The organism is Streptomyces sp. NPDC053750 (assembly GCF_044544295.1).
Lineage (GTDB): Bacteria > Actinomycetota > Actinomycetes > Streptomycetales > Streptomycetaceae > Streptomyces.
The window spans coordinates 92,632-117,583 of sequence record NZ_JBITXB010000018.1; the positions used below are offsets into that span (position 1 = coordinate 92,632).

A 24,952-nucleotide genomic window follows, 5' to 3' on the forward strand; every position below is an offset into this window, starting at 1 on the left:
CGGAACCAGCTGCGGCCTGCGGCAGACAGTCACGCTCGTGAGGGGTAACGCCAGGGACCCCCTCCGCCCCGCCCCCGCGCAGGGGCGCGCCGGCACACGCAGGGCAGGACCCGGCCGTCCCGGCCGGCGGCGACGGCCACACGGCTGCCGGGAGAGCGTGGGGCCGGCCTCGTGGCCGGGTCTGGTGTCAGAGCTCGGACCGGGTCTGTGTGGCGGGCGTGTCCTGCTGCCGGGTGGCGGCCCAGCCGGCCAGCAGCTTCAGGGCGTCCGCGGCCGGAGTCCCGGGATCGGCGCTGTAGACGGTGATGGCCAGACCGTCGTCACCGGGCAGGTTCAACGTCTCGTGGACCAGCTCCATCTCGCCCACCGCCGGATGCAGGAACCGCTTCGTCCCCTCCGTGAAGACGTGCACGCCATGGGCACCCCACATGGTGCGGAAGGCGTCACTGCGGGTCGACAGCTCACCGATCAGGTTCGACAGCTCGCGATCGTAGGGGTTCTTGGCGGCCTCGACCCGCAGGACCCCCACGCCTTCGCGGGCCACCCGCTCCCAGTCGGGGTAGAGGCGGGTGGCCCGGGGGTCGAGGAAGACGAACCGGCAGGTGTTGGCCGGCTCTTTCTCGAACAGCTCGCAGTGCAGGGCCCGGGCGAGCGGGTTGGCGGCCAGGATGTCCATACGGTTGTTGCGCACGTACGCGGGCTGGTCGTGCAGACCCTCGACGATGCGCAGCACACTGGGCCGCACGGTCGCCTGCTTCGGCCGGCGCCGCCCCCGGGCAGGGCCGGTGCCGGCCGCCCGCGCCAGCGCGTACAGGTGGTCCCGCTCGGTGTCGTCCAGGCGCAGGGCCGTCGCCAGAGCGCCCAGGACGCTGTCGGAGGCCCCGGAGAGGTTGCCGCGCTCGAGGCGCGTGTAGTACTCGACGCTCACCCCGGCGAGCATGGCGACCTCGCCCCGGCGCAGTCCCGGTACCCGACGGTGCCCGTACACGGGTAGGCCCGCCTGCTCCGGGGTGATCCTGGCCCGGCGCGATTTCAGGAATGCGCTGACTTCTTCCTGGTTGTCCATGCGGCCAGCGTAGGAAGACGCCGACGCAGGTGGGGGACCCTGCCGTTACCCCCCCACGACACAGACTTCTTCCGGCATCGGTGACACCAGCCCGACCTTCAGCCACGGCGAATTCACCCAGCAGGCATGACCGGCACCCGGGCAGCTCTCCACACGGGCACGGCTCGTCGCGCACAGACCCGCGATCACAGCGAACCCAGCCGTTCGACCTGGAAGTGCACCGTCCGCCCCGTACCAGGCGAGACCACGACCGGCGACTGCACCGCACCGCAGCCGCACGCACCCGGCACCGCTCACCCGCGCCGATCGGGTGTCGGCCGTCTTCCCCGACCTGATCCGCCGTGCCGGCCCGCCCAGCGCGCGAGCAGCGCGCCGAGGAACCCGGCGACAAGCCCCCACAGCAGAGCGAGACCCACCGCTCCCCACAGCCGCGGGCGCAGGAACAAACGTCCCGACAGGGCGCCGTCCAGGTCGCCGATGCCCAGCACTGACAGGCCGAAGTGCGCGGAGATCCGGCCGACGAGGCCGATCATCAGCACCGTGAGCGCCAGCGCCACGGCCAGGTGTACGGCGTGCCGCCAGACCGGCAGGCCGGCCGGGGAGCGGGCCGCCGCCACGAACCCGGCGGCCAGGAGCAGCACGGCCGCGGCGACCAGGAGCCACCACATCCGCACGTCGCGCTCGGTGAGCGTGCCGAGGTTCAGCGTCGAGACGTCCGGCGTGCGCAGTACGTCGTCGAGCACCTGGGGCATCGGCAGCCCGAACGGTCCCTCCACACGCCCGTTCCAGGTGGCGCCGAGACCAATCGTGAGCGTGGGCCAGGCCAGGTTCGGCAGGCCGAGCAGCACCACGGCCAAGGTGTCCGCAGGGTGCCCCCGCGTCCCCGCGACGACCAGACCGACGACGACGCCGATGACGACGTAGGCGAGCAGCAGCGCGACCATCGCGTACGCGACCGGGCGCACCGACCTCTGCAGCCGCGGCAGCCGACCCGGCAGCGGCACCTCACGCGCCACCGACAGGGCGAGTACCAGCACGCCCGCCAGCCACAGCAGCCCGAACAGGACTGTCAGCCCGACGTCCGTGGTGAAGCCGACCCTCGGCGCGATGCCGAACAGGTCGCCGAGGTCGTCCAGCAGGCCTTCCCCGAGCGGGACCTCGAAGGTCTGGCGTGCGGCGAACGCCAGCCCGAGGAGGGCCAGGAGCCACAGGACGGCGATCCGCCCGGCCCAGCCGGCCAGCTCCGGGACACCGGCGACGGCACGGTGGCGCAGCGGCCGCAGGAAGCCCCGGGCGATCACGAGTGCGCCGGTCAGTGTGATGGACAGCGGCATCACGATCAGCCCCGCGTCGGTGTGGGCGTATCCTCCGGCGTCACCCGCCGGCTCCAGTGAGCCGCCCACGGCGGTGACCACGGTCGCCGTGACGACCCGGGGGAAGGCGTTGTCGGGCAGGTCCGTGGCCCCGGCCGCCCACAGCCCGAGCGCGGCGACGACTCCCATGGCGACCAGGCCGGCCAGCACCGTACCCAGGGCCTGGACCCAGCCGGGACGGGCGGTTGCCCGGTCGGAGGGGGTGCGTGCGCTCACGCTGCCACGCTAAGCAGCCTCCGGGCGGCGCGCCCGCCGACAGGGCCCGTCCGCGTCGGCCCGCGACCCGTGCCTCAGCCCGCCCGCACGACCAGCGCGTAGTCGCCGAGACCCAGCATGCGGTCGGCCGGCACCTCGCCCCGCGTGGTGAAGACCGTGAGGACCCGGCCGGTCTCCGGAGCGAACGCCACGTCCAGCACCGTGCCGTGCTCGGTGCCCGCCTCGGTCAGGACCCGACGGCCCAGCAGGTCGTGGCGGGGCGGGACCGTGTCGGGGGCGGTGGCGGCACGGAGCCGCACGGCGGTCGGGCCGATCGTGTGCACCGCGTCCCAGGCCAGGGCGGTCTCCCGGCGCAGGCGGCCGCCCCGGATCCGGAGGTGGCTGACCGTGCCGGACGCGGGGTCCACGGTCAGGGACGTCACCGTGCCGAGCGGCCCCGCCTCGGCCGGCAGCACCACGGGCAGCCCCCGCACCTCGGTGAACAGCATCACGGCAGCGAGCCTCGCCGGCGGCCGGGGACGCCCCCGACCAGGGCGGTGAAACCGGACAGGTCGTCGGCGACGTGCCGCACCGCGTCGTCGGGGAGCACGAGGGCCCGGCCGGTGACCGTGACGGTCTCGCCGCGCGGCACGTACACCCTGCGTCGGTGTCGCGTGGGACCGGGCACGAACCGTTTGCTCGCCGCCACCCGGAAGCCGACGACCCGGCCGCCGGTGCCGCCCTCCACCACGACGTCGAGCACCGTGCCGATCTCGGTGCCCGAGTCGGTCAGCACCCTCGCCCCCAGGATCCGGGACCGCAGGGCCTGCTGGTGCGCCATCATGGCGGCGGCGCTCACCAGGCCCCGCCGGTCCCGGATCATCACCGCGTCGTGGCCCAGCGCGTACACGGCCGGCCAGGGCAGGCCGTCCTTCAGGGGGCCGGACCACAGGCTCCGTCCCGTCAGGGTGAAACCGGTGATCCGGCTCGCCACGGCGTCGCATACGGTGTCCTTGACGTGGGCGACGGCGTCGCCGCCCAGGGTGACCACCGGCCGGGTGGTGAGGCTCCGTGCGGCCATCAGTTCGTTCATCGCACACCCTTCCCGCACCCCCGGGTTCCCCGCCCCACTGTGACGATGCCCGCAGTACGAGGAGACGGGGACTGCGGGGGCGGAGGCGGGGTACGAGGACGGGTGCAGCAGCGTCCGGCCAGTCCGGCTTCCGAGAGAGAAACGCATGACCGACCACCTGGACGGGGCAGTGATACCGACTGGTTTCGACGTACCCGTTGACCCGCTGAGGCGGGCGGCACACTACTCCGGCGAGCCGGGATGCATCGCGCAGGCGCGTGCCTTCGCCTCGCTCTTCCTCGACCAGCTCAGGACCGAGTGGTGCGCCACGATCGGCGGGCGCGCCGACGGCGCGGTGCTGCTGGTGGTGAGCGAGCTGGTCACCAACGCCGACCGGCACAGCGCGGGTCCGTACATCCTGGAGCTGGAGGGCACGGACGCCACCGTGGCGGTGACCGTCTACGACAGCAGCGGCGCGGTGCCCCAGCGCTTCCCCCGCGACCCCGAGCGCGTCGGCCGGCACGGCCTGGAGATCGTCCACGCCCTGGCACAGACGGTCGTCGTCGAACGGGTGCCGGTCGGCAAGCGGGTCCGCGCGGTGGTGCGCCTCACCGAGGAGTGAAACCGCCGGGGCGTGAAGCCGCCGTCAGGCGCAGCCGAGTTCGCCCAGCATGCCCTCGCGCAGCCGCGTGATGATCCGCTTGATCAGCCGGGAGACGTGCATCTGCGAGCAGCCGAGCTGCTCGCCGATCTCCGCCTGGGTGGCCTCCTCCACGAACCGCATGTGGATGATCCGCCGGTCGCGCTCACTGAGCTCGGCCATCAGCGGGGCGAGCGAATGGAAGTCCTCGACGAGCCGCAGCCCGTCCTCCTCGACACCGATGAAGTCGGCCAGCACCGACTCGCCGCTCTCGGGGCCGTCCCCGGTCAGGGCGGCGTCCAGCGACGAGGAGTTGTAGCCGTTGGAGGCGATCTGACCCTCGACCACCTCCTGCTCGCTGATGTTCATCAGGGTGGCGAGTTCGGCGACGGTGGGCTCGCGGTCCAGACGGGAGGAGAGCTCTTCGCGGGCCTTGGCCAGTTCCACGCGCAGTTCCTGGAGCCGCCGCGGCACGTGCACCGCCCAGGTGGTGTCACGGAAGAAGCGCTTGATCTCGCCGACGATGTACGGCAGCGCGAACGACGTGAACTCGACCTCGCGCGACAGTTCGAACCGGTCGATGGCCTTGATCAGGCCGATCATGCCGGTCTGGACGATGTCCTCCATGTCGTTCCCGCGACCGCGGAACCGGCCGGCGGCGAACCGCACGAGCGACATGTTCATCTCGATGAGCGTGTTGCGCGCGTACTGGTACTCGTGCGTGCCCTCTTCGATCTCCGCGAGCCGCTGGAAGAACTGACGGGACAGCTGCCGCGCGTCACGCGGCGCCACGGTGCGGGCGTCCACGACGCCCGGCAGTGATCCGGCACCCGTCCTGCTCTCCGCGGTCTCCTCGACGACCTGCGCTCCCGGCCGGATCACGGCGGTCTCCATTGCCTCTCCCACGAAAGTCACGGTTGGACGTCTCCCTAGGTTCTTCCCGCTTGCGGATACCCGGGGTGCGGCGACCCATGCCTCCCGATCTCAGCGTAGTCCCGGGCGCGGTGACCGGCATCTGCGGATGCGTCTGCGGAATTCCCGCGGATTTCCCTCTGGGCGGAACGCCGAACCCCTTCCGCCCGGTGATCCGGCTCCTAGGCTGGGGAGGTGACCAGCCACGTGCCGAACGAAGCCCGCGTCATTCCTCTGCGCCCACAGGCAGCGCGCCAACAGGCCGTGCGCCCGCAGCCGGTGCGCCCGGAGGACCGCCCCGCCGTCAGAGAGCCCCTGTGGCGCGACCTGGTCGGCGACGTCCTGCGGCGTGAACGCCTCGCCCAGGAACGCACGCTGAAGGAGGTGGCGGAGGCCGCCCGGATCTCCATGCCGTACCTGTCGGAGGTGGAGCGCGGCCGCAAGGAGGCGTCGTCGGAGGTGCTGGCCGCCGCCGCGGGCGCCCTCGGACTGGGCCTGGGCGACCTGCTGGTGCGGGCCCAGGGAGAGCTGGTCCGCCTCACCTCGCGGCACACCGGCGCCGGCCGGGACCGCGGTACCTCCGGTGCCCGCTACGACGGGATGTGCCTGGCCGCCTGACCCGCACGGGCCGGCGCCCCGCGGGCGCCGGCCCGGCCTGTCACACCCTCACCAGGCGTCGGCTGAGCACCTCGTCGGCCAGCCCGTACGCCACCGCTTCCTCGGCGGTGAACACCTTGTCGCGGTCCATGTCCGCGCGCAGTGTCGCGACGTCGTGGTGCGTGTGCCGGGCCAGCACCTCCTCCACCTGGGAGCGGATCCGCACCATCTCCTTGGCCTGGAGCGCCAGGTCGGAGACCGTGCCCTGCCGTCCACCGCTCGCCGGCTGCCCGAGCAGGACCCGTGCGTGCTCCAGCACGAACCGCCGGCCGGGGTCCCCGCCGGCCAGCAGCACGGCCGCTGTGGACGCCGCCTGCCCGACACAGAACGTCGAGATCGGCGCCTGTACGAACGTCATCGTGTCGTAGATCGCCATCAGCGACGTGAACGAGCCGCCGGGGGAGTTGATGTAGACGGCGATCTCGCTCTCCGGCGCCGAGGACTCCAGATGGAGGAGCTGTGCGATGACGACGTTGGCCACGCCGTCGTCGATCTCGGTGCCCAGGAAGATGATCCGCTCCGACAGCAGCCGGCTGAACACGTCGTAGGACCGCTCGCCCTGCGGAGTGCGCTCCACGACGTTCGGAATCGTGTAGGTCCCCATGTCACAGCCCCATCCGTCGCCTGGTGGCGGCCGGCCGCACGTCCGCGAGGGACTCGACGACCCGGTCCACCATTCCGTACTCCCTGGCCTCCTCGGCCGTGAACCAGCGGTCGCGGTCGCCGTCCCGTGAGATGGTCTCCGGGCTCTGGCCGGTGTGCTCGGCGGTGATCCGCTCGATGGTCCGCTTGGTGAACTCCAGGTTGTCCGCCTGGATCTCGATGTCGGCGGTGGTGCCCCCGATGCCCGCGGACGGCTGGTGCATCATGACCCGGGCGTTCGGAAGGGCGTAGCGCTTGCCGGCCGCGCCGACGCTCAGCAGGAACTGCCCCATGCTGGCGGCGAAGCCCATGGCGAGCGTCGAGACGTCGTTGGGGATCAGCCGCATCGTGTCGTAGATGGCGAGGCCCGCGTGGACGGAGCCGCCCGGGCTGTTGATGTACAGGCTGATGTCGGTGCGCGGGTCCTCCGCGGACAGGATCAGCAGCTGGGCGCAGACCCGGTTCGCGGAGACCTCGTCGACCTGCGTGCCCAGCAGCACGATCCGTTGCGCGAGCAGCTGCGCGGCCAGTTGGTCGTCGAACCGGGTCGGAGGGGTCTCGCCCTCCTGGGCCCGGGGCGGTGCGGCCGGGGCGGGGTCGGTGAAGAGTGGGGACATCGGCGCTCCTTGTCGCGTCGTCGGAGGAGTCGTACGCGGCTGACGGCGCCGCGGTTCCTCCACTCTCGGCCCGCCGCCGTGCCCGGCGGGGAATTCTCTGCCGGCGGCAGATTCGCCACGGGCAGAGCGCGTCCGAAACGTCCGGCGCCGCGACCGATGAGTTCCGCGGCCCGCGCCGGTCGACAGTGGTGACCGCAGTCACGCACCGCGTGCGGGCACCGCGCACACGCACCGCGAACACATCCAGGAGGTACTCATGAGCACCGACGGATTCACCACGTGTCTCTGGTTCGACGGCCAGGCGGAGGAGGCCGCCCACTTCTACGTCTCGCTCTTCAAGAACAGCGGTATCGGCCCCGTCACCCGCTACCCCGAGGGAGGGCACCAGCCCGCCGGCACCGTGCTCACCGTCGAGTTCACGGCCAACGGCCAGAAGTTCGTCGCGCTCAACGGCGGCCCGCAGTTCCGGTTCAACGAGGCGGTCTCGTTCCAGATCTCCTGCGAGAACCAGGAAGAGGTCGACCACTACTGGGCCAGGCTCACCGAGGGCGGCGGCGAGGAGGGCCCCTGCGGCTGGCTCAAGGACCGGTTCGGCGTCTCCTGGCAGGTCGTCCCGGTCCGGCTCGAGGAGATGTTCCGCGACCCGGATCCCGCGAAGGTGGCCCGCGCCAACGAAGCCATGATGGCGATGCACAAGCTCGACATCGCCGCGCTGGAGAAGGCGTACGCGGGGCAGTGAGCCGCGCGCCGGCGCGCGGAGCCCGGAGGGGCTGGCTAGCGTGAGGAAACGGACTGGAAACGGACTATTCGTATGAAAGGCGGCAGTCATGGCCGTACAGCCTGAAGGAGCCCCCTGCTGGGCCGACGCGATGTTCGGCGACCTCGAGGGAGCCAAACGCTTCTACGGCGACGTCCTCGGCTGGACGTTCGGCGAGTCGTCGTCGGAGTACGGCAACTACACGCAGTGCTATGCGGACGGCAAGGCGGTCGCCGCCGTGGTTCCGCCCATTCCGGGCCAGGAGGACCAGGCGCAGTGGTGCCTCTACTTCGCATCCCGGGACGCCGCGGCGACCGCGGAGCGGATCCGCGAGGCGGGCGGCGAGGTGGTGATGGAGCCGATGGAGGTCGGCGACTTCGGCACCATGTGCCTGGCCCGGGACCCGAGCGGGGTCGTGTTCGGCGTCTGGCAGGGCGGCACCCACGAGGGGTTCGAGGCGATGGCCGAGCCCGGTGCGTACTGCTGGGCCGAGGTCTTCACCCGGGAGCCCGAGAAGTCGGACGCCTTCTTCCCCGCCGTCTTCTCCTACTCGGCGAAGCAGATGGAGGACGACTCGGTGGACTTCCGCCTCTTCGACCTGGGCGAGAGCCCCGTGCTCGGCCGGATGGCCATGACGGAGGAGTTCCCGCCCGAGGTGCCGCCCTACATCAACGTGTACTTCACCGTCCCCGACTGCGACGCCGCCGTGGCCCGGGCCACCGAGCTCGGTGGCATTGTGCGGTTCGGGCCGATGGACACCCCCTTCGGCCGGTTCGCGGCGCTGAGCGACCCGCAGGGCGCGAGCTTCTCGGTGATCGACATCACGAAGACCGAGGGGGACATGCCGAAGCTCACGGACGTGTCCTGAGACCCGTCCGGGCACCCCGTCGCGCCATGGCATGATCGGGGCCATGCGTGAACGTGTTGTGGCCGCGTGCGACGGGGCTTCGAAGGGAAACCCGGGTCCGGCCGGCTGGGCCTGGGTGGTCGCCGACGCGTCGGAGAGTCCGGCCCGCTGGGAGGCGGGACCGCTGGGCAGGGCGACCAACAACGTCGCCGAACTGACGGCGCTGGAGCGCCTGCTGGCGTCGACCGACCCGGACGTACCGCTCGAGGTCCGCATGGACTCGCAGTACGCCATGAAGGCCGTCACCACCTGGCTGCCCGGCTGGAAGCGCAACGGCTGGAAGACGGCCGCGGGCAAGCCGGTCGCCAACCAGGAGCTGGTCGTGCGCATCGACGAGCTGCTCGGCGGGCGCTCGGTCGAGTTCCGCTACGTGCCGGCCCACCAGGTCGACGGCGACCGGCTCAACGACTTCGCCGACCGCGCCGCCAGCCAGGCGGCCACCGTCCAGGAGCCCGCGGGCAGCGGCCTCGGCTCACCGGAGCCGCCGCCGTCGCCGGACGTCCCGGCGGCCCGCAAGGCCCCGCGCCGTGGGCCGGGCACGGCCCGCAAGGGCGGCTCCTCCGCGCGCACCATCAAGGCGAAGTTCCCCGGGCGCTGCCTGTGCGGCCGTTCGTACGCGGCCGGGGAGCCCATCGCCAAGAACGACCAGGGCTGGGGCCACCCGGAGTGCCGCACGGCGGCGGCCGGCTAGCCACCGGGTGACGGACGTGCCGCGGGTGACAGACTGAAGGCATGGACGAGCGCACATTCCACAGGTCGAACCAGCACGCGTCGGTGGTCGGCCTCGGCACCTGGCAACTGGGTGCCGACTGGGGAGACGTCGACGACAAGGAAGCCCTCGCGGTACTGGAGGCGGCGGCCGAATCGGGGGTGACCTTCTTCGACACGGCCGACGTCTACGGCGACGGACGCAGCGAGGAGACCATCGCCGGCTTCCTGCGCGGCAGGCCCGACCTGCACGTGCTGGTCGCCACCAAGATGGGCCGCCGGGTCGAGCAGATCCCGCAGAACTACGTCCTCGACAACTTCCGCGACTGGAACGACCGTTCCCGGCGCAACCTCGGCGTCGACGTCATCGACCTGGTGCAGCTGCACTGCCCGCCGACCCCCGTCTACTTCACGGACGAGGTGTTCGACGCCCTGGACACCCTCGTCGAGGAGGAGCGCGTCGCGGCGTACGGCGTCAGCGTGGAGACCTGCGAGGAGGCACTGACCGCGATCGCCCGCCCGAACGTGGCGAGCGTGCAGATCATCCTCAACCCGTTCCGGATGAAGCCCCTGCGCGAGGTGCTGCCGGCGGCCCGTGAGGCCGGTGTCGGCATCATCGCCCGGGTGCCGCTGGCCTCGGGCCTGCTGTCGGGCAAGTACACCAAGGACACGGTCTTCGCCGAGAACGACCACCGCACCTTCAACCGGCACGGCGAGGCCTTCGACCAGGGCGAGACCTTCTCCGGCGTCGACTTCGCCACGGGCGTGGAGGCGGCCGCCGAGTTCGCCGCGCTCGCCCCCGAGGGGTACACCCCGGCCCAGCTGGCACTGCGCTGGATCGTCCAGCAGCCCGGTGTGACCACCGTCATCCCCGGCGCCCGTTCGCCCGAGCAGGCCCGCGCCAACACGGACGCCGCCCGGCTGCCGGAGCTGTCCGAGGGCACCCTCGCGGCGATCCGCGACCTCTACGACCGCCGTATCAAGGACCAGGTCGAAGGCCGCTGGTAGGGGTACGGGAGAACCTCACTGCACCAAGGACCTCAAGGACCTCACGGCACCAGGAGCAACTGCCGTTCCCGCTCCTGGTCGCCGGAGTCCGACCCTTCGTTCCGCACGGTGAACGCGTGGGTCAGCGTCTCGCTCGCCGCCTCGACGGCCTGCGGGGTGCCCTGCACGGTGACCGTCACCGGCGCGGACAGCGCGGTGCCCGCCCCTCGCGGTGCCGCGGACGCCGCCGGGGTGGCCGGGGAGTCGAAGGTCGCCGTACGCACCGTCGCCCGCTCGTCGGACGGCAGGCCGTCGGGTGCGCCGAACACCCCCTCCAGTGCGCGGACGACGGCCCGTGCGTCGTCGATGCCGCCGCCGCTGAGCGTCACGGTGAGCTGAGTGTCTGACATGCTGCGCCTTCCTCCCGGCCTGCGTCCGTCCCGGCCCGTGTAACCGTCCCCCGATCACCCAAACCGGGAGCCACTGCGCCGACAGGGCGCCTGCCGGCAGGGAACCCGGGAAGAGGGAAGAGGACGCACGCCACGGCTACGGGAGGCAAAGTGACGGACGCGGCTGAGGGCTCGGTCCGGCGCAGGGGGCGCAACGAGACCGAGGAGGAACGGGCGGACCGGATGTGGACCGAGCTGATCCAGGAGGTCCGCGTCGCGCAGATGGGCGTACAGATCCTGTTCGGCTTCCTGCTCACCGTCGTGTTCCAGCCCAAGTACGACTCCCTCTCGGACACCGATCAGATGATCTACCTGGTGACGGTGGTCCTCGGGGCCGTGACGACCGGCGCCCTGATCGGGCCCGTGTCCCTGCACCGCCTCGTGTCAGGACGGCGGGTGAAACCGCAGGCGGTGCGCTGGGCGTCCCGGCTGACCATCCTCGGCCTGGTGCTGCTGCTCGCCACGACGGCCTGCTCGCTGCTGCTGATCCTGCGCGTCGCCACCCACGACGGCTTCGTGCCGTATCTCGTCGCGGGCGTGGTGTTCTGGTACCTGCTGTGCTGGTTCGGCATCCCGCTGTGGACCCGGCACCGCCATACGGCACGCTGAGGGGTCGCCCACCTCGTTACGAACGGCCCAGCGCCTCGCGCAGCGCGGGCAGCAGCGTCTTCTCCGCCCAGTCCAGGAACGCGGGCTGTGTCTCGCCGCCGATCTGCACCAGGGCGATCTCGGTGAACCCGGCCTCGGCGTAGGGGCGTACGGCCTCGACGAAGGCGTCCGGGTCGTCGCCGCACGGGATCGACTCGGCGACGTCGTCGGGCGTCACGAACTGGGTGGCCGCCTCGAAGGAATCCGGGTGCGGCAGCTCGGAGTTGACCTTCCAGCCGCTGCCGAACCAGCGGAACTGCGCGTGGGCGCGCTTGATCGCCCTGTCCCGGTCGGGGTCGTAGGACACCGGCAACTGGCCGACGCGCGGCTTGCCCTCGCCGCCGTGCCGGTCGAAGGCCTCCACCAGCCCGGGCTTGGGCTCGGTGGCGATCAACAGGTCGGCGTGCTCGCCCGCCAGCGCGCAGGAACGCTCCCCGGAGACGGCGATGCCGAGGGGCGGCGGGCTGTCGGGCAGGTCCCACAGCCGGGCCGACTCCACGTCGAAGTGCGTGCCGCGGTGATTGACGTGGCCGCCCTCGAACAGCGCCCGGATGATCTGCACCGCCTCCTGGAGCATCTCGTGCCGCACGTCGACGGACGGCCAGCCGCCGCCCACCACGTGCTCGTTGAGGTTCTCACCCGAGCCGAGGCCGAGCCGGAACCGGCCCTCGGACAGCAACTGGAGGGTCGCGGCCTTCTGCGCCACCACCGCGGGGTGGTACCGGAACGTCGGACACGTCACGTACGTCATCAGCGGGATGCGGGAGGTCGCCTGCGCCGCGGCGCCCAGCACGCTCCACGCGTACGGTGCGTGGCCCTGCGAGCGCAGCCACGGGAAGTAGTGGTCCGACGTCACCGAGAAGTCGAAGCCGACCTCCTCGGCGCGCACCAGGTGGTCGACGAGCTCACGAGGGCCGGCCTGCTCGGTCATCATCGTGTATCCGATTTGCACCATAAGGGGCGGGTCCCCGCCCGGGCGCAGCGAAAACGCCGCCCACGGACATCCGTGGCTCGCCGCGCGGGGTCAGTCCGCGTCGTCCGTGTCCCAGCGGAACGTGGCCAGGAAGGCGGCGAGCGCCCGCTCGTTCGCGGTGTCGTCCCAATCGGCGGCCGGAGTCGACCAGCGCAGCGAGAAGCTGCGTCCTGAGCCGAGGAGGAAGCCGCGCCCGAAGGTGCGCACCCGGGTGCCGTCGTCCTGGGCGAACCATTGCATGTCGGCCGCCTCGCGCCCCCGGTACGTCGTCGCGCGGATCCCGCCGATCCGCCGGTAGCCGTCCGACCGTTCCAGACCGGGCTCGACGTCGTCGCGCCAGACCGCCACGGGATCCGCGCCCACGCGCTCGCCGTAGGTGACCGCGAGGGTGCGCGGGTCGCCGGCCGCGCCGAAGAAGACCCGGTACGTCCCGCCGGACGCGCGCGAGGTGTCCAGTCGCCGCCAGTTGGCGGGGAGGGCGACGGAGAACCCCTCCGGTGCGGCGTAGCGGCGGAACCCGGCCGGTACGGCGCCGCCCGGTGTGGACGGTGACGCCGTCGCGCTCGGCGGGGGAGCGGGGGAGGAGGGGGCGTCGCCGCCGCCGGACGGAGTGACGGGGGCCGAGGGGCGCCGCTGTGCGGCGGTGGGGGAGCCGCCGCCCGTGCCGGGCAGCCCGTGGGTGACGGCGAGCACGGCGACCGTGACGGTGACCACCGCCAGGGCGGTCCCGGCGGCCACCGTACGCCGGCGCCGGCCGCGGCCCGTGAGCCGGGCGGCGGCGCACGCGCCGCGCAACCGGGGGTGGGGCACCGCGGGCACGGTCACGTCGGGGTCACCGGTCAGTACCCGGGAGAGTGCCTCGCGGACCACCGGGCGGGTGAGCCGTTCCCGGGAGTTCTTGCGGAGCAGCCCCTGCACGGCCTGGGTGAGCGGACCGGCCCGCACCGGGGTGCGCAGCGGAAGCCGGTCCACGCCCCTCAGCGTCGCCTCGGGCCGGCCCCGGTCCCGGAACGGCGGACGGCCCTCGACCATCGTGTAGAGGATCGCGCCCAGCGTCCACAGATCGGCGGCGGGCCCGATCCGCTCGTCGCGGGCCTGCTCGGGCGACGCGTACGACGGGGCGGTGAGCCGTGGGGCGAGGGTGGCGCCGGCCAGTCCGAAGCCGGTGACGACGACGGAGCCCTCCTCGCGCACGAACACCTGCCCGGGGCTCAGCTCGCCGTGCGTGACCCCCTGGCCGTGCGCCGCCTCCAGCACCTCCAGCAGCTCCAGGCCGATGCGTGCCGCCCGCACATGATGGAACGTCCCCTGCCGGTCCAGCAGTTCGGCCAGCGGCACGCCGCCCACCCAATCGGTCACCGTCCACAGGGCGCCGTACTCCACGACCGCGTCGACCACCGTCGCGACCCGCCCGGGGCACAGCGACCGCATGGTCTCGCCGGTGCGGACGACGCGGCCGGTGAGCCGCCGGGCGCTCTCGGCGTCCGGTTCCTCCGGGAGGGCGATCTGCGTGACCAGACACGGGCCGCCCGTTCCGGCGTCCTCCGCCGACCAGCAGACGCGGTTGGTTTCCCGGTGGACGACCTGGAGCAGGCGGTACCGTCCGGCGACCAACTCGTGTGTGGAGACGTGCGCCCTGCCCATGGCCATCCCTCGTTCGCACCGCCGGCTCTCAGCTTGCCCAGAGGTACGGGCAAAGGGCCGGGGTGCGTTCAAGGGACGCCGAACCGGGGAGGTTTTCTGACCCTTCTTCAAAAACGGCGAGGGCGCAGGGCCCGGCGTCAGCGCGTCCCGAAGCGCTCCACCCAGGCCGCCATGTCGGCGGTCGTGGCGTTTCCGCCGCACACCACCAGTCCGACCCGGGCACCGTCACCCACGCGCTCCAGCACGCGCCGGGCCGCGGGCAGCAGACACCCGGCGGCCGGCTCGGTCCACACCTTCGCGTGCTCGGCGAGCGCGAGCGAACCCTCGACCGCCTCCCGGTCCGACACCACCAGCACCTCGGTGACCAGCGACGCCACATGGTCGTACGTCAACTGCGAGACGGACGGGGCACTGAGCGTGGTGACGATCGACGACAGCGCGACCGGCAGCGGCCCGCCCGCCGCCAGCGCCCGGGACATGGCCTCGGCGCCCTCGGTCTCCACACCCCAGATCCGCACGCCCGGCCGCAGCGCCCGAAGCGCCGCCGCCACGCCCGCGATCAGCCCGCCGCCCCCGATGCTCACGAGGACGTCGGTCAGCTCCCCGGCGTCCTCGGCGAACTCCAGCCCGACGGTGCCCTGGCCCGCGATCACCAGGGGGTCGTCGAAGGGGTGCACCAGGGTCAGCCCCTCCTCCTGCAGCCGGGTGACCAGCGCGAAGGCGCTGTCCATGCCGTCGGTCAGCCGCACCAGGGCGCCCGCCTCCTCGGCGATCTCCACGGAGCGGGCCGGTGCCGTGCGCGGCATGACCACCGTGGCCTTCACGTCGAGGGCGGCGGCCATGACCGCCACGGCGATCCCGTGGTTGCCGCCGCTGACCGCGACGACACCGGCGGCCCGCTCGGCCTCGGTCAGCGACAGCAGCTTCGCCGTCGCGCCGCGGGCCTTGAACGAGCCGGTGCGCTGGAGCAGCTCCAGCTTCGCGGTGACCGGGACGCCGAGCAGCGCGGACAGCCCGGGGCTGGGCACGGTCGGGGTGCGTACGACGTGTCCGGCGATCCGCTCGGCCGCGGCTTCGATCTCCGAGATCCCGATCAAGGCAGTCTTCCCTTCCGACGCGCGGGCGGTGATCCGCGTCCCCTCGCACCCTTTCGCGCGACGCGCCCGAGGTCAACACGGTTCCCGACCGGGTCGGCTCAGTGCTGCTGAGGTTTCTGAGGCGTCGCCTCACTCGGCCGTACGACGGCGAAGCCCTCGCCCTGGAGCATCAGCTGGACGGCCTCCCCGGAGCCGCCGCGCAGCATCGAGCCGATGGACTGCGAGCGGTGCAGGGAGGTCCCGAGCCCCGCGGACCAGCCGACGATCGCGTCCGTGTCGACGTAGACCGGGTACTGGGAGGAGACCGGGATGACCAGCGGGCTGCCCTCGCACACCAGCCCCAGCCGGCCGTGGCCCGTGAAGACGCTGTTGAACAGCCCGCCGCCCGCGATGCCCGAGCCCTTGACGGTGGATATGCGGTACGACAACGACGAGTCGAAGCACAGGACGTTGCGGCCGTTGACCGTGAACTCGTCGCCGGGCTCGATCTCCACGACGAAGCAGTTCTGCGCCTCGTGCGCGAACCAGGCCTCGCCCTGACCGCGCACTGCCATCAGCGGCAGGCCCTCGCCGGTGACGGCGCGTTTGAGCATGCCGCCCACGCCCTGGCCCTTGCGTTCGAACTGGAGGCTGCCGCGGTAGGCGATCATCGCGCCCTGACGGGCCAGCATGTCGCCGTTCACCGTGTACCGGATGCACTTGGAGTTCTCGACGGTCATGCCCGGCGCCGTGGCGGGCTGCACCATGTGCTCGCTGGAAAAGAGGTCACCCTTCATAGGGGGCATCCTTCAGCCGCCGAAGAGCTGCGTCCAGTAGGTACCCGCCCGGCCGCCCCCGGCGAGACCGACCCCGATGTGGGTGAAGTCCGCCTTGAGGATGTTGGCGCGGTGCCCGGGGCTGTTCATCCAGCCCTCCACCACGTCGGCGGCGGAGCGCTGGCCGCAGGCGATGTTCTCGCCGACCGTGCGCTGCGTGGCGCCCGCGGCGGCGGCCCGGTCCCAGGGTTTGCCGCCGTCCGGGTCGGTGTGCGAGTAGAAGTCGCGGGCCACCATGTCGGCGCTGTGCGCCTGCGCGGCGCCGGTCAGCCGGGCGTCGACCGCCAGCGCGGGCAGACCGGCCCCGGACCGCTCCCGGTTGGTGAGGTCGACGACCTCGGACGTCGTGCGGGCCAGGCCGTCCGAGGTGAGGGGCACGGCCCACAGCGCGGTCCAGTACGTGTCGCCCGAGGGGCCGCCGGTGACGTGGGCCCACCCGGCGTGGGTGAACGCGGCGTGGTGCAGGGTGCGCCGGGTCCGCTCGGCGCGCAGGCAGTACGCGACGAACTCGGCGGGTGTACGCGGGCCGGAGACCAGGTGCTCGCCGACGGTGAGATACGCGTATCCGGCGGAGACGACCCGCTGGTGGACCGAGACGCCGTCCCGGGTCTCGACGCTCAGCGTGCCCGCGGCGGCCATGGCGCCGGCGTGCGCCCGGGCCGCGGAGACCAGGCGGGGGTCGGCGGAGACGGGACGTGAACCGGCGGCCGCGCGGGCGGAGTTGACCAGCCCCAGGAAACCGTCGGCATCCGGTACGTGTGGTGGGCTCGGGGTGTTCGGTGCGGCCGAGGTGGGTTCGGGTGCCGGTGCGTCGTCGACGACCTCCACGCCGAAGTCCCGGGCGAGACCGGCGAGTCCGTCGGCGTACCCCTGACCGAGGGCGCGCAGCTTCCAGCCCGCGCCGCGCCGGTAGAGCTCCGCGAGGAGCAGGACGGTCTCCTGACGGGGGCGCGGCGGCGTGAACCGGGCGAGCGCGCGACCGCCGGCGTCGGTGACGTGGAGCGTGGGGGAGGGGAGGGCGTCCAGGGAGGCCCCCGGGTCCGAGGGGCTGACCACCACCGTCACCCGGGTGGCACCGGGGCGCAGTCGCGACGGATCGACGGTCAGCGTGTCGCCCCGCAGCCGGGCGCCGGGCGCGTCCGGCTGGTTGTAGAAGACGAAGTCGTCGTCACCGCCCACCTTGCCGCCGTCGTCCGTGACGAGCGCCGAGACGTCGAAACCACCGGGCACCCGCACGCTCACCCGGCCGCCCGGCAGGGGGACGTTGCCCCCGGGGACCAACTCGCTCATCCTGCCGCCCTGTGTCGTGATCACGCTCCGGTGGGGGTGGTGCCGGTGCCGGGTCAACGTCCGCGGGACCACGGGGGTTCCCGACACCGGCACCCGGGAGGAAGTGCGCGGCCGGGTGCCGGTCACCCGGAGGCGGACGGCTCCGGAGCGACCAGGCCCTGCCGGTAGGCGATCGCCACCGCCTCCGTACGGCTCGCCGCGCCCAGCTTGCCGAGGATGTTGGAGACGTGGACGCTCGCCGTCTTGGCGCTGATGTACAGCTCCTCGCCGATCTGGCGGTTGCTGCGGCCGACGGCGAGGAGCCGCAGCACGTCCTGTTCGCGGGCGGTCAGTGCCGCCGCACGGTCCCCCGGGGGCGCCGCGTCGGTGAGCCGCCCGCGGCGGACCAGGTCGTCGAGCCGATCGCGCAGCAGCGTGGCGCCGAGCCGGTCGGCCTCCCGCCGTACGGCGTCGGCCTCGGCGGTCGCCTCCTCGCGGCGGTCGGCCGCGAGCAGGGCCTCGGCCAGCCGCAGCCGGCAGCGTGCGCGCTCGTAGGCGTCGCCGTGCGCGAACCCGGCCACCGCCTTCTCCCAGGCCGCCACGTCCGGCCCGGACACGATCCGCGCCCACTCCGCCTCGGCGCGCGCCAGCCACGCCTGGCCCTCCGGGCCCTGCGGCCTGTCGCCGTCGCCGTGTCCGGCGGACGACCGGGCCTGTTCCAGCAGGTCGGCCGCGGTGTCCGCCCAGCGGCGGATCCCCGCCGCGTCCCCGCTCCCGCGCAGCTCCGTCACGGTGTCGGCGACCGACGACAGCGCGAGGGTGGCCAGCCGGACGGTGACGGCGGGCCGCGTGCCCGCGTCGTCGGTGAGCGTCTCGACGGTGGACCGCATCCACCGCACGGCGTCCTCCGCGTCCCCGCGCAGCGTCGCGGCGTCGGTCAGCACGACGCCCGCGACCATGGTGGCCATCCAGTCGAACGGCCCCTCCAGCAGGGCGCGGGCACGCTCGACGGCCCCGAAGTCGCCTCGCGCCAGTGCCACGTACAGCCCCGGGCCGACCGTGTGACCGCCCGCCGCGGGCGGCACACCGGCGTCGTCCGCGATCTCGCGCACGCACTCGTCCCACTGACCCAGCGTGTACTGCACCAACAGCCGCAGGTACCGCATCTCCCGCGGATACGCCGAGGACAGCAGTCCGGAGCGGCGGGCCCGGTCCAGTCCCTCGGCCGCCCAGTGCAGACACTCCTCCGGGTCACCGGCCTCGAAGCGGCCGATGGCGAGATTGAACAGGGCGCGCATCTCCACCTGTGCGTTGCCCGCCCGCCGCGCCAGCTCCCGCGCCTCCCGCAACCGGTCGCGACCCTCGGGGGTGCTGCGGTTGCCGCCCTCCAGAAAGGTGTGGGAGATCAACAGGTCGGCCCGGGCGTCCGGGACCTCCAGTTCCTCCGCGACGCGCAGCGCTCGGCGCACCACCCGCAGCGCGGTCTCGTTCTCCCCGACCTGACGGGCCGCCATCACATGCGTGGCCGCGGCCCACACCCACGTCGACGACGGAGGGTCGGCCGGGATCAGGTCGAGCGCCTCGCTGCTGTGGGCGAAGGCGGCCGACAGGTTGTCGACGTCGAGCAGGTTCCCGGCGAGCGTGTAGCGGACGCGGGCGGCGAGTTCCAGATCCGCGTCCTGACCGAGCCCGGCCAGCGCGGACCGGGTGAGGGAGACCGCGCGGTGCAGCTCCCCGGCGTGCGCGGCGGCGGCCGAGGCCCGCAGGGTGAGCGTCACGGCGTCGGGGCCGGCGGGCCGTGCGGAGGCGTCGACCGCCGACCACAGGTCGAGGGCCGCCTCGACGTGCCGCAGCTCCTCGGCGGGTGCCCCGACGCGCTGCGCGTGGTCGGCGGCCTCCAGGGAGGCGGCGAGCGCCTCCGGCAGGTCGTGGCTCTCGCGGTAGTGGTGGGCGCGCTCGGCCGCGCTGTCGGACCGGCGGTCGGGACCGGTGAGCAGCCGGGCGAACGCGCCGTGCAGCCGCGCCCGTTCACCGGGCAGCAGATCGGCGTAGACGGCCTCCCGCGCGAGGGCGTGCCGGAAGGAGTAGGCGTCGTCGTCGCCGGCGACGAGCAACTGCCGCCCCAGGGCCTCGCGCAGCGCCGACTCCAGCTCCTCCTCGGGCAGCCCGACGGCGTCCCGTAGCAGGTCGTGCCCCACACGGCGCCCGGCCACGGCGGCCGTGCGCAGCACCTGCTGGGCGGTGTCGGAGAGCTGCTCGAACCGGATGAGCAGGACGTCGGCCAGTCCGCTGGGCACGCCCCCGACGGGCGCGTCCGTGGCCGCGACCAGTTCCTCGGCGTAGAAGGCGTTGCCCTCGGCGCGCTCGACGATGCGGTGCACGGTGGCGTCCGGCAGCGGCCGGCCCCGCAGGGCACGCACCAGCCGGGCCACGTCGGCGTCCGGCAGGGGCCGCAGCTCCAGCCGCTCCACGGCGGGCAGGCGCACCAGCTCGGCCAGCAGCGGGCGCAGCGGATGGCGGCGGTGCAGGTCGTCCGCCCGGTACGAGGCGAACACGGTGAGCCGGTGACCGGGTGCCCCGCCCGTCGGCCGTTGCAGGACACCCCGGCTGAGCAGGAACCGCAGCAGGTCCCGGGAGGACTGGTCGGCCCAGTGCAGGTCCTCCAGGACCAGCAGCAACGGGGCTGCCCGGGCGAGCTCGGTCAGCAGGGCGGCCACGTCCTCGAACAGCCGCAGCCGCCCGCTCCCACCGCCCGTACGCGTGGGCGCGCTCCCGTCGTCCGCGCCGCCGCCGAGCAGCCGGCCGGCCACCGGATGCGCGGCCAGCACGGGTGCGAACCGCTCGTCGGCGGCGAGCACCCCGACGATCTCGGTGAACGGCAGATACGGCAGGCCCACGTCGCCCAGGTCGACGCAGTGCCCGGTGAGGACGGTCGTCCCGGCCGCGGCGGCCCGCCCGGCGACCTCGTCCAGCGTCCGGGTCTTGCCGACGCCGGCGTCCCCGGCGACGATCACCGCGCGTGCCTCACCGGCGCGGGCGCGCTCCAGCACGCCGGTGAGACGGGCGAGTTCATCGTCGCGTCCGACGAGCGGGCTGGTGGGTGAGGTCTGTGGCACGCCGCCCATCCTGGCACGCGGGCCCGACAGCCGGCCCCGGCCCGTCGGCCCACCCCGTCGGCCCACGCAGCGGCCTGACTGCGGGGGGTGGGAGAGACTGGTCCCATGGACGTGACCGCGACACAGGGAGGGACCGGCATGACGCGCCCGATCACGACAGGGGTGGACGGTTCGCAGGAGAGCCTGGCCGCACTGGCCTGGGCCGCCAGGGAGGCGGCCCGCCGCGGGACACCGCTGCACGTCGTGCACGCCTGGCGGTTCCAGGCACAGGACGCGGCGGGCACGGAGGGCCGGGACGCACAGGAGCAGTGGGTGCGCGCATCGGTCGCCGAGTCGGTCCGTACCGTCACCGAGCGGCACCCGGACCTCACGGTCTCCGCGGAGGTCCGCGAGGCCGACGACGCCGTCGCCGTGCTGCTCGCCGCCGCGGCCGACGCCGAGACGCTGGTGCTCGGCTCGCGCGGCCACGGCGCGGTCGTCGGCTTCCTGCTCGGCTCCGTCGGCCAGCAGGTGATCGCCGAGGCGACCCGACCCGTCGTCCTCGTACGGGCCGGGGACGAGGCCGCCGCCGAGGCCGCCGGCCGCGAGGTCGTCGTGGGCCAGCAGGGCGATCCGGAGGACAGCGCCGACGTGATCGGCTTCGCTTTCGAGGCGGCTGCCGCGCGGGGCGCCACCGTGCGGGCCGTGCGGGCCTGGACCCTGCCGCCGGTGTTCGCCTACAGCCCGGGCTCGATGCGTCTCGCCGACGAGGCGGGCGGCCTGGAGCCGTACGAGAAGAAGGCGCTCGGCGAGGCGCTCGCCCCGTGGCGCGAGCGGTTCCCCGACGTCCCGGTGATCGAGCACGTGGAGATGGGCAGCGCGGGTCAGGTGCTGCTGTCGGTGGCCGGCGGCGCCCAGCTGATGGTCGTCGGCCGCCGTGCCCGGCGTACGGCCGTCGGCGCCCGGATCGGCTCGGTGGCGCACGGTGTGCTGCACCACGCGGGCTGCCCGGTCGCGGTGATCCCGCACAGGTGACGCCCGCGCGGGCGAGGTGACTCAGTCCTCCGTGGGCTGCAGGGTCTCCCGGGCCCTGGGCAGGATGTTCGCGAGGTAGTCCGCGACGGCCGTGTCCAGGCCGATGTCGTGCTGGGCCCGCTCGGACAGGTACCAGCGGTGCTCCAGCAGCTCGTGGTAGATCTCGGCCGGGTCCATCGCGCCGCGCAGCTCGAGCGGCACGGCACGCACGGTGGGCCGGAAGACCTCGCGCACCCAGCGGTGGGCGAGGACCTCCGGCCGGGCACCGAGGGGGTCGCCCGGGGCGTAGTCGTCCTGGGTGGCCATCCAGCTCTCCAGGTCGTTCAGCAGCCGCCTGGCCTGGTTCTCCTCGGCGTCCAGGCCCGTCAGGCGCAGCAGCTGGCGCTGGTGGTGCCCGGCGTCGACGACCTTGGGCACGAAGGTGACGGTGTCGCCGTTGGAGGCGTGCTCGATCTGCATCTCGGCCACGTCGAAACCGAGGTCGTTGAGCCGCCGGATCCGGCGCTCGATGTAGTGGTACTTGCCCGCCGGGTAGACGGAGGTGCGGGTCAGCTCCTCCCACAGACTCCGGTAGCGGGCGCAGATCTCGGTTCCGAAGTCGATCGGGTCGACGGAGGGGTGCAGCGCCCCCGAGGCCTCCAGGTCGAGCAGCTCGCCGCTGATGTTCACGCGGGCGAGGTCGAGGTCGTAGTCGCGCTGTCCGTCGCTGAGCCGCGGGTGCAGCTCCCCGGTCTCGGCGTCCACCAGATACGCGGCGTAGGCGCCCGCGTCGCGCCGGAAGAGCGTGTTGGACAGCGAGCAGTCGCCCCAGGCGAACCCGGCCAGGTGCAGCCGGACCAGCAGCACCGCCAGGGCGTCCATCAGCCGGTGCATGGTCGCCGGACGCAGCGTCGTCTCGAACATCGACCGGTACGGCATGGAGCCGCCGAGGTGCCGGGTGATCAGCACCGGTTCCAGCGGCTCACCGGCGGTGTCGGTGCGGCCGGTGACCACGCCCAGCGCGTCCACCGCGGGTATGGCGAGCCGGTCCAGGTCGCGCAGCAGTTGGTACTCGCGCAGAGCGGGCCGTTCGGCCAGCTCCTTGACGGCGACCACCTCGTCCCCGGCCCTGGCGTAGCGGACGACGTGCCGGGAGATGCCGCGCGGCAGCGGCACGAGGTGTTTGTCGGGCCACTGCTCCAGCGGCAGCTGCCAGGGCAGTTCGAGCAGGAGGGCGGGATGCTCCGGATTGGTGGCACTGATCTGCAAGGCCATGCCCCGACTCTAGAACGCCCGTTCCCGGGCCAGTCGCGCGGCGTCCTTCATCGGGCCGCGGTGGAGGGGGCCGTGCCCCGGGAGCAGGAGGTCGCCGTCCAGTTCGGCGAGGATGCCGAGGGAGGCCACGGTGCGTGCCCGGTCGTGGTGGAACATGACGGGCAGCAGCTGTGGTCCCTCGATCCGGGAGATGGCGTGCCCGCTCACCAGCGCGTCGCCGGAGATCACCGCCCCGACGTCGGGGAGGTGGTAGACGCAGTGCCCGTCGGTGTGTCCGGGGGTGTGCACGGGCACGGGCCGGCCGGGCACGTCGAGGGCGCCGGCGGCCGGGAAGGGCGCCGGCGCGGTCACCGGGTGCTGCTGGGTGCCGCCGGAGCGCAGTACGTGCGCCGCCCAGGGCAGCACACCCGGCCGCCAGGCGTTGCGCAGCACCGTGCCGACCGACACCTGCTGGAGGAAGTCCCGCCGGGCATGGGGGACTTCGGCCTCGTGCAGGAGGACCGGCGTGCCGTGGGTGGCGCTCAGGTACTCGGCCGAGCCCAGGTGGTCGTTGTGGGCGTGGGTGATCAGCACGGCCACGACCGCCTCGGGTGCACTCCCCACCTCCGTCAGCGAGGCCAGGAGCCGTTCCCGGTCGCCGGGATAGCCGGTGTCGATCAGCGTGACGGCGTCCCCCTCCCTCAGGATCACCCAGTTGGTGTGGGAGCCGTGCACCAGGTAGGTGCCGTCCCCGACGTGCCGCACATCCGCTCGCATCATCGCCCCGCGCTCTGTTCGTCCCGGTTTGCCGGTACCAGGAAACCAGGTCAGACGGCCGGCGGAAGCGGTGAATCCGGCTCTGTCGGTCCCTGGGCGGCTCGGGAGCGTGCGGGTGTGCGCATCCCGAACAGGAATCGGGTAAGCGGCGTCCTGCGCACCCCGTATTCGTACCCGACGAGGACGACCGCCAGCGAGGCGGCCACGATCACCGCGTACTCGACCGCCATCGGCGCGGACCAGCCGACCACGCCGTACGCGAAGGCGACCACGACCGGCTGGTGGAGGACGTACAGGGGCAGCGCGGCGAGTGCCAGGTACCGCAGTACCGCCTCCCGGCGGCCCGTGCGGGGCCCGGTGCGCCCCGTCCGGTTCCGGGGCCGGTCCAGCAGGCCGAGGATCGAGACCACCCAGCACCAGCCGGCCGCCCCGAACACCGCCCGGGTGAACAGCGCGGACGGGGTCCACGCCGTGAACGGGTCGTCACCGGCGACGAAGCCGGGAGCGGTTCCGGCGAACAGCACCAGTCCGAGCAGACCCACCGGCAGCGCGGCGCGGCGCATCACCTCGCGGATCCGCCCGTCGTCGGCGAGGGCGAAACCGCACAGGAAGAACAGCAGGTAGGCCCAGCGGTTCCAGCCCGCGTAGTCCTCCTCCATGCCCAGCAGCGCGTTGACGGCGGCGAGCGGCAGCGCGGGGAGCAGGAGCAGGGCCGGGCGGCGGCGCAACGCGGGGGCCACGCGCTCGGCACCGGTCGTCAGCCGGGCCGCGACCGGGGCGAGCAGCAGGCAGAAGGCGAGCAGCAGGACGACGAACCACAGATGGCCGGTCTCGAAGTGGTCCCCCTCCAGGACGAAGGGGAAGTCGGCGAGGTCCGGGCGGACGGTCAGGAAGCGCGGCCAGAACCTCCCGTACGACTCGTCGTAGCCGGGATCGGCGGCGCGCAGGCGCAGCCACTGCGGGAGGGGGCACAGGACGACGGTCGCGAAGACCAGGGGGACGCCGAGGCGCAGCAGGCGTTCCCGCGCGAACCCGCCGGGCCCGCGGCGGCGGATCGAGTGCCGGGCGCCCAGACCGGCGACGAGGAACAGCATGGGCATGGCCCACACCACGCCGAACCCGGCGAGGACGGTGACGGCGTCCGTGGTCTGCGCGTTCTTGACGTAGAAGTCGTCGTCCGGTGAGAAGACGAGGGCGGCGTGGAAGAAGACGAGACCCACCACGACGAGGGCGCGCAGCGCGTCCAGCTCACCGCGCCGGCCGGCGTCCGCCCCACACCCCGCGTCCGCGCTCATCGGCCCTCCCGCCCGAGGTGCGCCCAGTGTGGGGCCAGCGAACCGGGGGAGGACAGACTTCCGGTACGGCGGGGGAACGGAGCCGGTGG

At 73.2% G+C, this 24,952-nt stretch carries 25 protein-coding genes; 8 read left to right on the forward strand and 17 right to left on the reverse strand.

Annotated elements, in window-relative coordinates:
* Window positions 1–187 precede the first annotated feature (187 nt).
* From ACIGO6_RS34545 to ACIGO6_RS34560, 4 genes are all read right to left on the reverse strand, one after another.
* Complete coding sequence (locus tag ACIGO6_RS34545) at window positions 188–1,066, reverse strand: helix-turn-helix transcriptional regulator (RefSeq protein ID WP_399883321.1); 879 nt, start codon at window positions 1,064–1,066, stop codon at window positions 188–190.
* Window positions 1,067–1,359: 293 nt separating this feature from the next.
* On the reverse strand, window positions 1,360–2,655 hold the full coding sequence (locus ACIGO6_RS34550; RefSeq protein ID WP_399883323.1) for a streptophobe family protein: 1,296 nt from the start codon (window positions 2,653–2,655) through the stop codon (window positions 1,360–1,362).
* Between the two features lie 74 nt (window positions 2,656–2,729).
* On the reverse strand, window positions 2,730–3,146 hold the full coding sequence (locus ACIGO6_RS34555) for a PRC-barrel domain-containing protein (protein WP_399883325.1): 417 nt from the start codon (window positions 3,144–3,146) through the stop codon (window positions 2,730–2,732).
* Window positions 3,143–3,727 (reverse strand): PRC-barrel domain-containing protein, encoded by a 585-nt coding sequence (locus tag ACIGO6_RS34560; RefSeq protein WP_399883327.1) that lies wholly within the window; start codon window positions 3,725–3,727, stop codon window positions 3,143–3,145. Before ACIGO6_RS34560 ends, ACIGO6_RS34555 begins: the two co-directional genes overlap by 4 nt.
* A 145-nt stretch (window positions 3,728–3,872) precedes the next feature.
* Between ACIGO6_RS34560 and ACIGO6_RS34565 the strand changes: the two genes are divergently transcribed.
* Window positions 3,873–4,328, forward strand: a complete 456-nt coding sequence (locus tag ACIGO6_RS34565; protein WP_399883329.1) for an ATP-binding protein — start codon at window positions 3,873–3,875, stop codon at window positions 4,326–4,328.
* Window positions 4,329–4,352: 24 nt separating this feature from the next.
* Here the strand turns inward: ACIGO6_RS34565 and ACIGO6_RS34570 are convergent, their stop codons facing one another.
* Window positions 4,353–5,240 (reverse strand): RNA polymerase sigma factor SigF, encoded by an 888-nt coding sequence (locus ACIGO6_RS34570; protein WP_399883331.1) that lies wholly within the window; start codon window positions 5,238–5,240, stop codon window positions 4,353–4,355.
* A 213-nt stretch (window positions 5,241–5,453) separates the two neighbouring features.
* Between ACIGO6_RS34570 and ACIGO6_RS34575 the strand changes: the two genes are divergently transcribed.
* Window positions 5,454–5,876: a helix-turn-helix domain-containing protein gene (locus ACIGO6_RS34575; RefSeq protein WP_399883333.1), complete on the forward strand. Its 423-nt coding sequence runs from the start codon at window positions 5,454–5,456 to the stop codon at window positions 5,874–5,876.
* Between the two features lie 40 nt (window positions 5,877–5,916).
* Here the strand turns inward: ACIGO6_RS34575 and ACIGO6_RS34580 are convergent, their stop codons facing one another.
* A complete protein-coding gene (locus ACIGO6_RS34580) occupies window positions 5,917–6,519 on the reverse strand; it encodes a ClpP family protease (RefSeq protein WP_399883335.1) in 603 nt (200 codons plus the stop codon).
* Window position 6,520: 1 nt separating this feature from the next.
* Window positions 6,521–7,174 carry an ATP-dependent Clp protease proteolytic subunit gene (locus ACIGO6_RS34585; RefSeq protein ID WP_399883337.1) on the reverse strand — a complete coding sequence of 218 codons (654 nt, stop codon included), beginning with the start codon at window positions 7,172–7,174 and terminating at the stop codon, window positions 6,521–6,523.
* Between the two features lie 256 nt (window positions 7,175–7,430).
* Here ACIGO6_RS34585 and ACIGO6_RS34590 point away from each other — a divergent pair, with 256 nt between their 5' ends.
* From ACIGO6_RS34590 to ACIGO6_RS34605, 4 genes are all read left to right on the forward strand, one after another.
* On the forward strand, window positions 7,431–7,913 hold the full coding sequence (locus ACIGO6_RS34590; RefSeq protein WP_399883339.1) for a VOC family protein: 483 nt from the start codon (window positions 7,431–7,433) through the stop codon (window positions 7,911–7,913).
* 88 nt (window positions 7,914–8,001) lie between these two features.
* Window positions 8,002–8,799, forward strand: coding sequence for a VOC family protein (locus tag ACIGO6_RS34595; protein ID WP_399883341.1), 798 nt, complete (start codon window positions 8,002–8,004; stop codon window positions 8,797–8,799).
* A gap of 31 nt (window positions 8,800–8,830) precedes the next feature.
* The gene (locus tag ACIGO6_RS34600; protein WP_399883343.1) at window positions 8,831–9,529 is read left to right on the forward strand and encodes a ribonuclease H; all 699 of its coding nucleotides are present in this window, start codon (window positions 8,831–8,833) and stop codon (window positions 9,527–9,529) included.
* A 41-nt stretch (window positions 9,530–9,570) separates the two neighbouring features.
* Window positions 9,571–10,554 (forward strand): aldo/keto reductase, encoded by a 984-nt coding sequence (locus ACIGO6_RS34605; RefSeq protein ID WP_399883345.1) that lies wholly within the window; start codon window positions 9,571–9,573, stop codon window positions 10,552–10,554.
* 41 nt (window positions 10,555–10,595) lie between these two features.
* Here ACIGO6_RS34605 and ACIGO6_RS34610 read toward each other — a convergent pair whose 3' ends face one another.
* Entirely contained in the window at window positions 10,596–10,943 is a 348-nt protein-coding gene (locus ACIGO6_RS34610) for a hypothetical protein (RefSeq protein WP_399883347.1), read from the reverse strand.
* 150 nt (window positions 10,944–11,093) lie between these two features.
* Here ACIGO6_RS34610 and ACIGO6_RS34615 point away from each other — a divergent pair, with 150 nt between their 5' ends.
* Entirely contained in the window at window positions 11,094–11,591 is a 498-nt protein-coding gene (locus ACIGO6_RS34615; RefSeq protein WP_399883349.1) for a DUF6328 family protein, read from the forward strand.
* Window positions 11,592–11,607: 16 nt separating this feature from the next.
* Here the strand turns inward: ACIGO6_RS34615 and ACIGO6_RS34620 are convergent, their stop codons facing one another.
* From ACIGO6_RS34620 to ACIGO6_RS34645, 6 genes are all read right to left on the reverse strand, one after another.
* Complete coding sequence (locus ACIGO6_RS34620; protein ID WP_399883351.1) at window positions 11,608–12,585, reverse strand: LLM class F420-dependent oxidoreductase; 978 nt, start codon at window positions 12,583–12,585, stop codon at window positions 11,608–11,610.
* Window positions 12,586–12,654: 69 nt separating this feature from the next.
* Window positions 12,655–14,247 carry a serine/threonine protein kinase gene (locus ACIGO6_RS34625; RefSeq protein ID WP_399883353.1) on the reverse strand — a complete coding sequence of 531 codons (1,593 nt, stop codon included), beginning with the start codon at window positions 14,245–14,247 and terminating at the stop codon, window positions 12,655–12,657.
* Window positions 14,248–14,384: 137 nt separating this feature from the next.
* Window positions 14,385–15,344 carry a threonine/serine dehydratase gene (locus ACIGO6_RS34630; protein ID WP_399883355.1) on the reverse strand — a complete coding sequence of 320 codons (960 nt, stop codon included), beginning with the start codon at window positions 15,342–15,344 and terminating at the stop codon, window positions 14,385–14,387.
* A gap of 98 nt (window positions 15,345–15,442) precedes the next feature.
* Window positions 15,443–16,120 (reverse strand): AIM24 family protein, encoded by a 678-nt coding sequence (locus ACIGO6_RS34635; protein WP_399883357.1) that lies wholly within the window; start codon window positions 16,118–16,120, stop codon window positions 15,443–15,445.
* 12 nt (window positions 16,121–16,132) lie between these two features.
* Window positions 16,133–17,449, reverse strand: coding sequence for a CAP domain-containing protein (locus tag ACIGO6_RS34640; RefSeq protein WP_399883359.1), 1,317 nt, complete (start codon window positions 17,447–17,449; stop codon window positions 16,133–16,135).
* Between the two features lie 122 nt (window positions 17,450–17,571).
* Complete coding sequence (locus ACIGO6_RS34645) at window positions 17,572–20,553, reverse strand: AAA family ATPase (RefSeq protein ID WP_399883361.1); 2,982 nt, start codon at window positions 20,551–20,553, stop codon at window positions 17,572–17,574.
* 129 nt (window positions 20,554–20,682) lie between these two features.
* On the opposite strand from ACIGO6_RS34645, the gene ACIGO6_RS34650 reads away from it, so the two are divergent.
* Complete coding sequence (locus ACIGO6_RS34650; RefSeq protein ID WP_399883363.1) at window positions 20,683–21,558, forward strand: universal stress protein; 876 nt, start codon at window positions 20,683–20,685, stop codon at window positions 21,556–21,558.
* 21 nt (window positions 21,559–21,579) lie between these two features.
* Here the strand turns inward: ACIGO6_RS34650 and ACIGO6_RS34655 are convergent, their stop codons facing one another.
* Genes ACIGO6_RS34655 through ACIGO6_RS34665 form a run of 3 tightly spaced genes read right to left on the reverse strand, consistent with a single transcriptional unit; the run spans window position 21,580 to window position 24,863 of the window.
* Window positions 21,580–22,812: a DUF4032 domain-containing protein gene (locus tag ACIGO6_RS34655; RefSeq protein WP_399883365.1), complete on the reverse strand. Its 1,233-nt coding sequence runs from the start codon at window positions 22,810–22,812 to the stop codon at window positions 21,580–21,582.
* 9 nt (window positions 22,813–22,821) lie between these two features.
* Window positions 22,822–23,568: an MBL fold metallo-hydrolase gene (locus tag ACIGO6_RS34660; RefSeq protein WP_399883436.1), complete on the reverse strand. Its 747-nt coding sequence runs from the start codon at window positions 23,566–23,568 to the stop codon at window positions 22,822–22,824.
* A gap of 50 nt (window positions 23,569–23,618) precedes the next feature.
* Entirely contained in the window at window positions 23,619–24,863 is a 1,245-nt protein-coding gene (locus ACIGO6_RS34665) for an acyltransferase family protein (protein WP_399883367.1), read from the reverse strand.
* Window positions 24,864–24,952 lie beyond the last annotated feature (89 nt).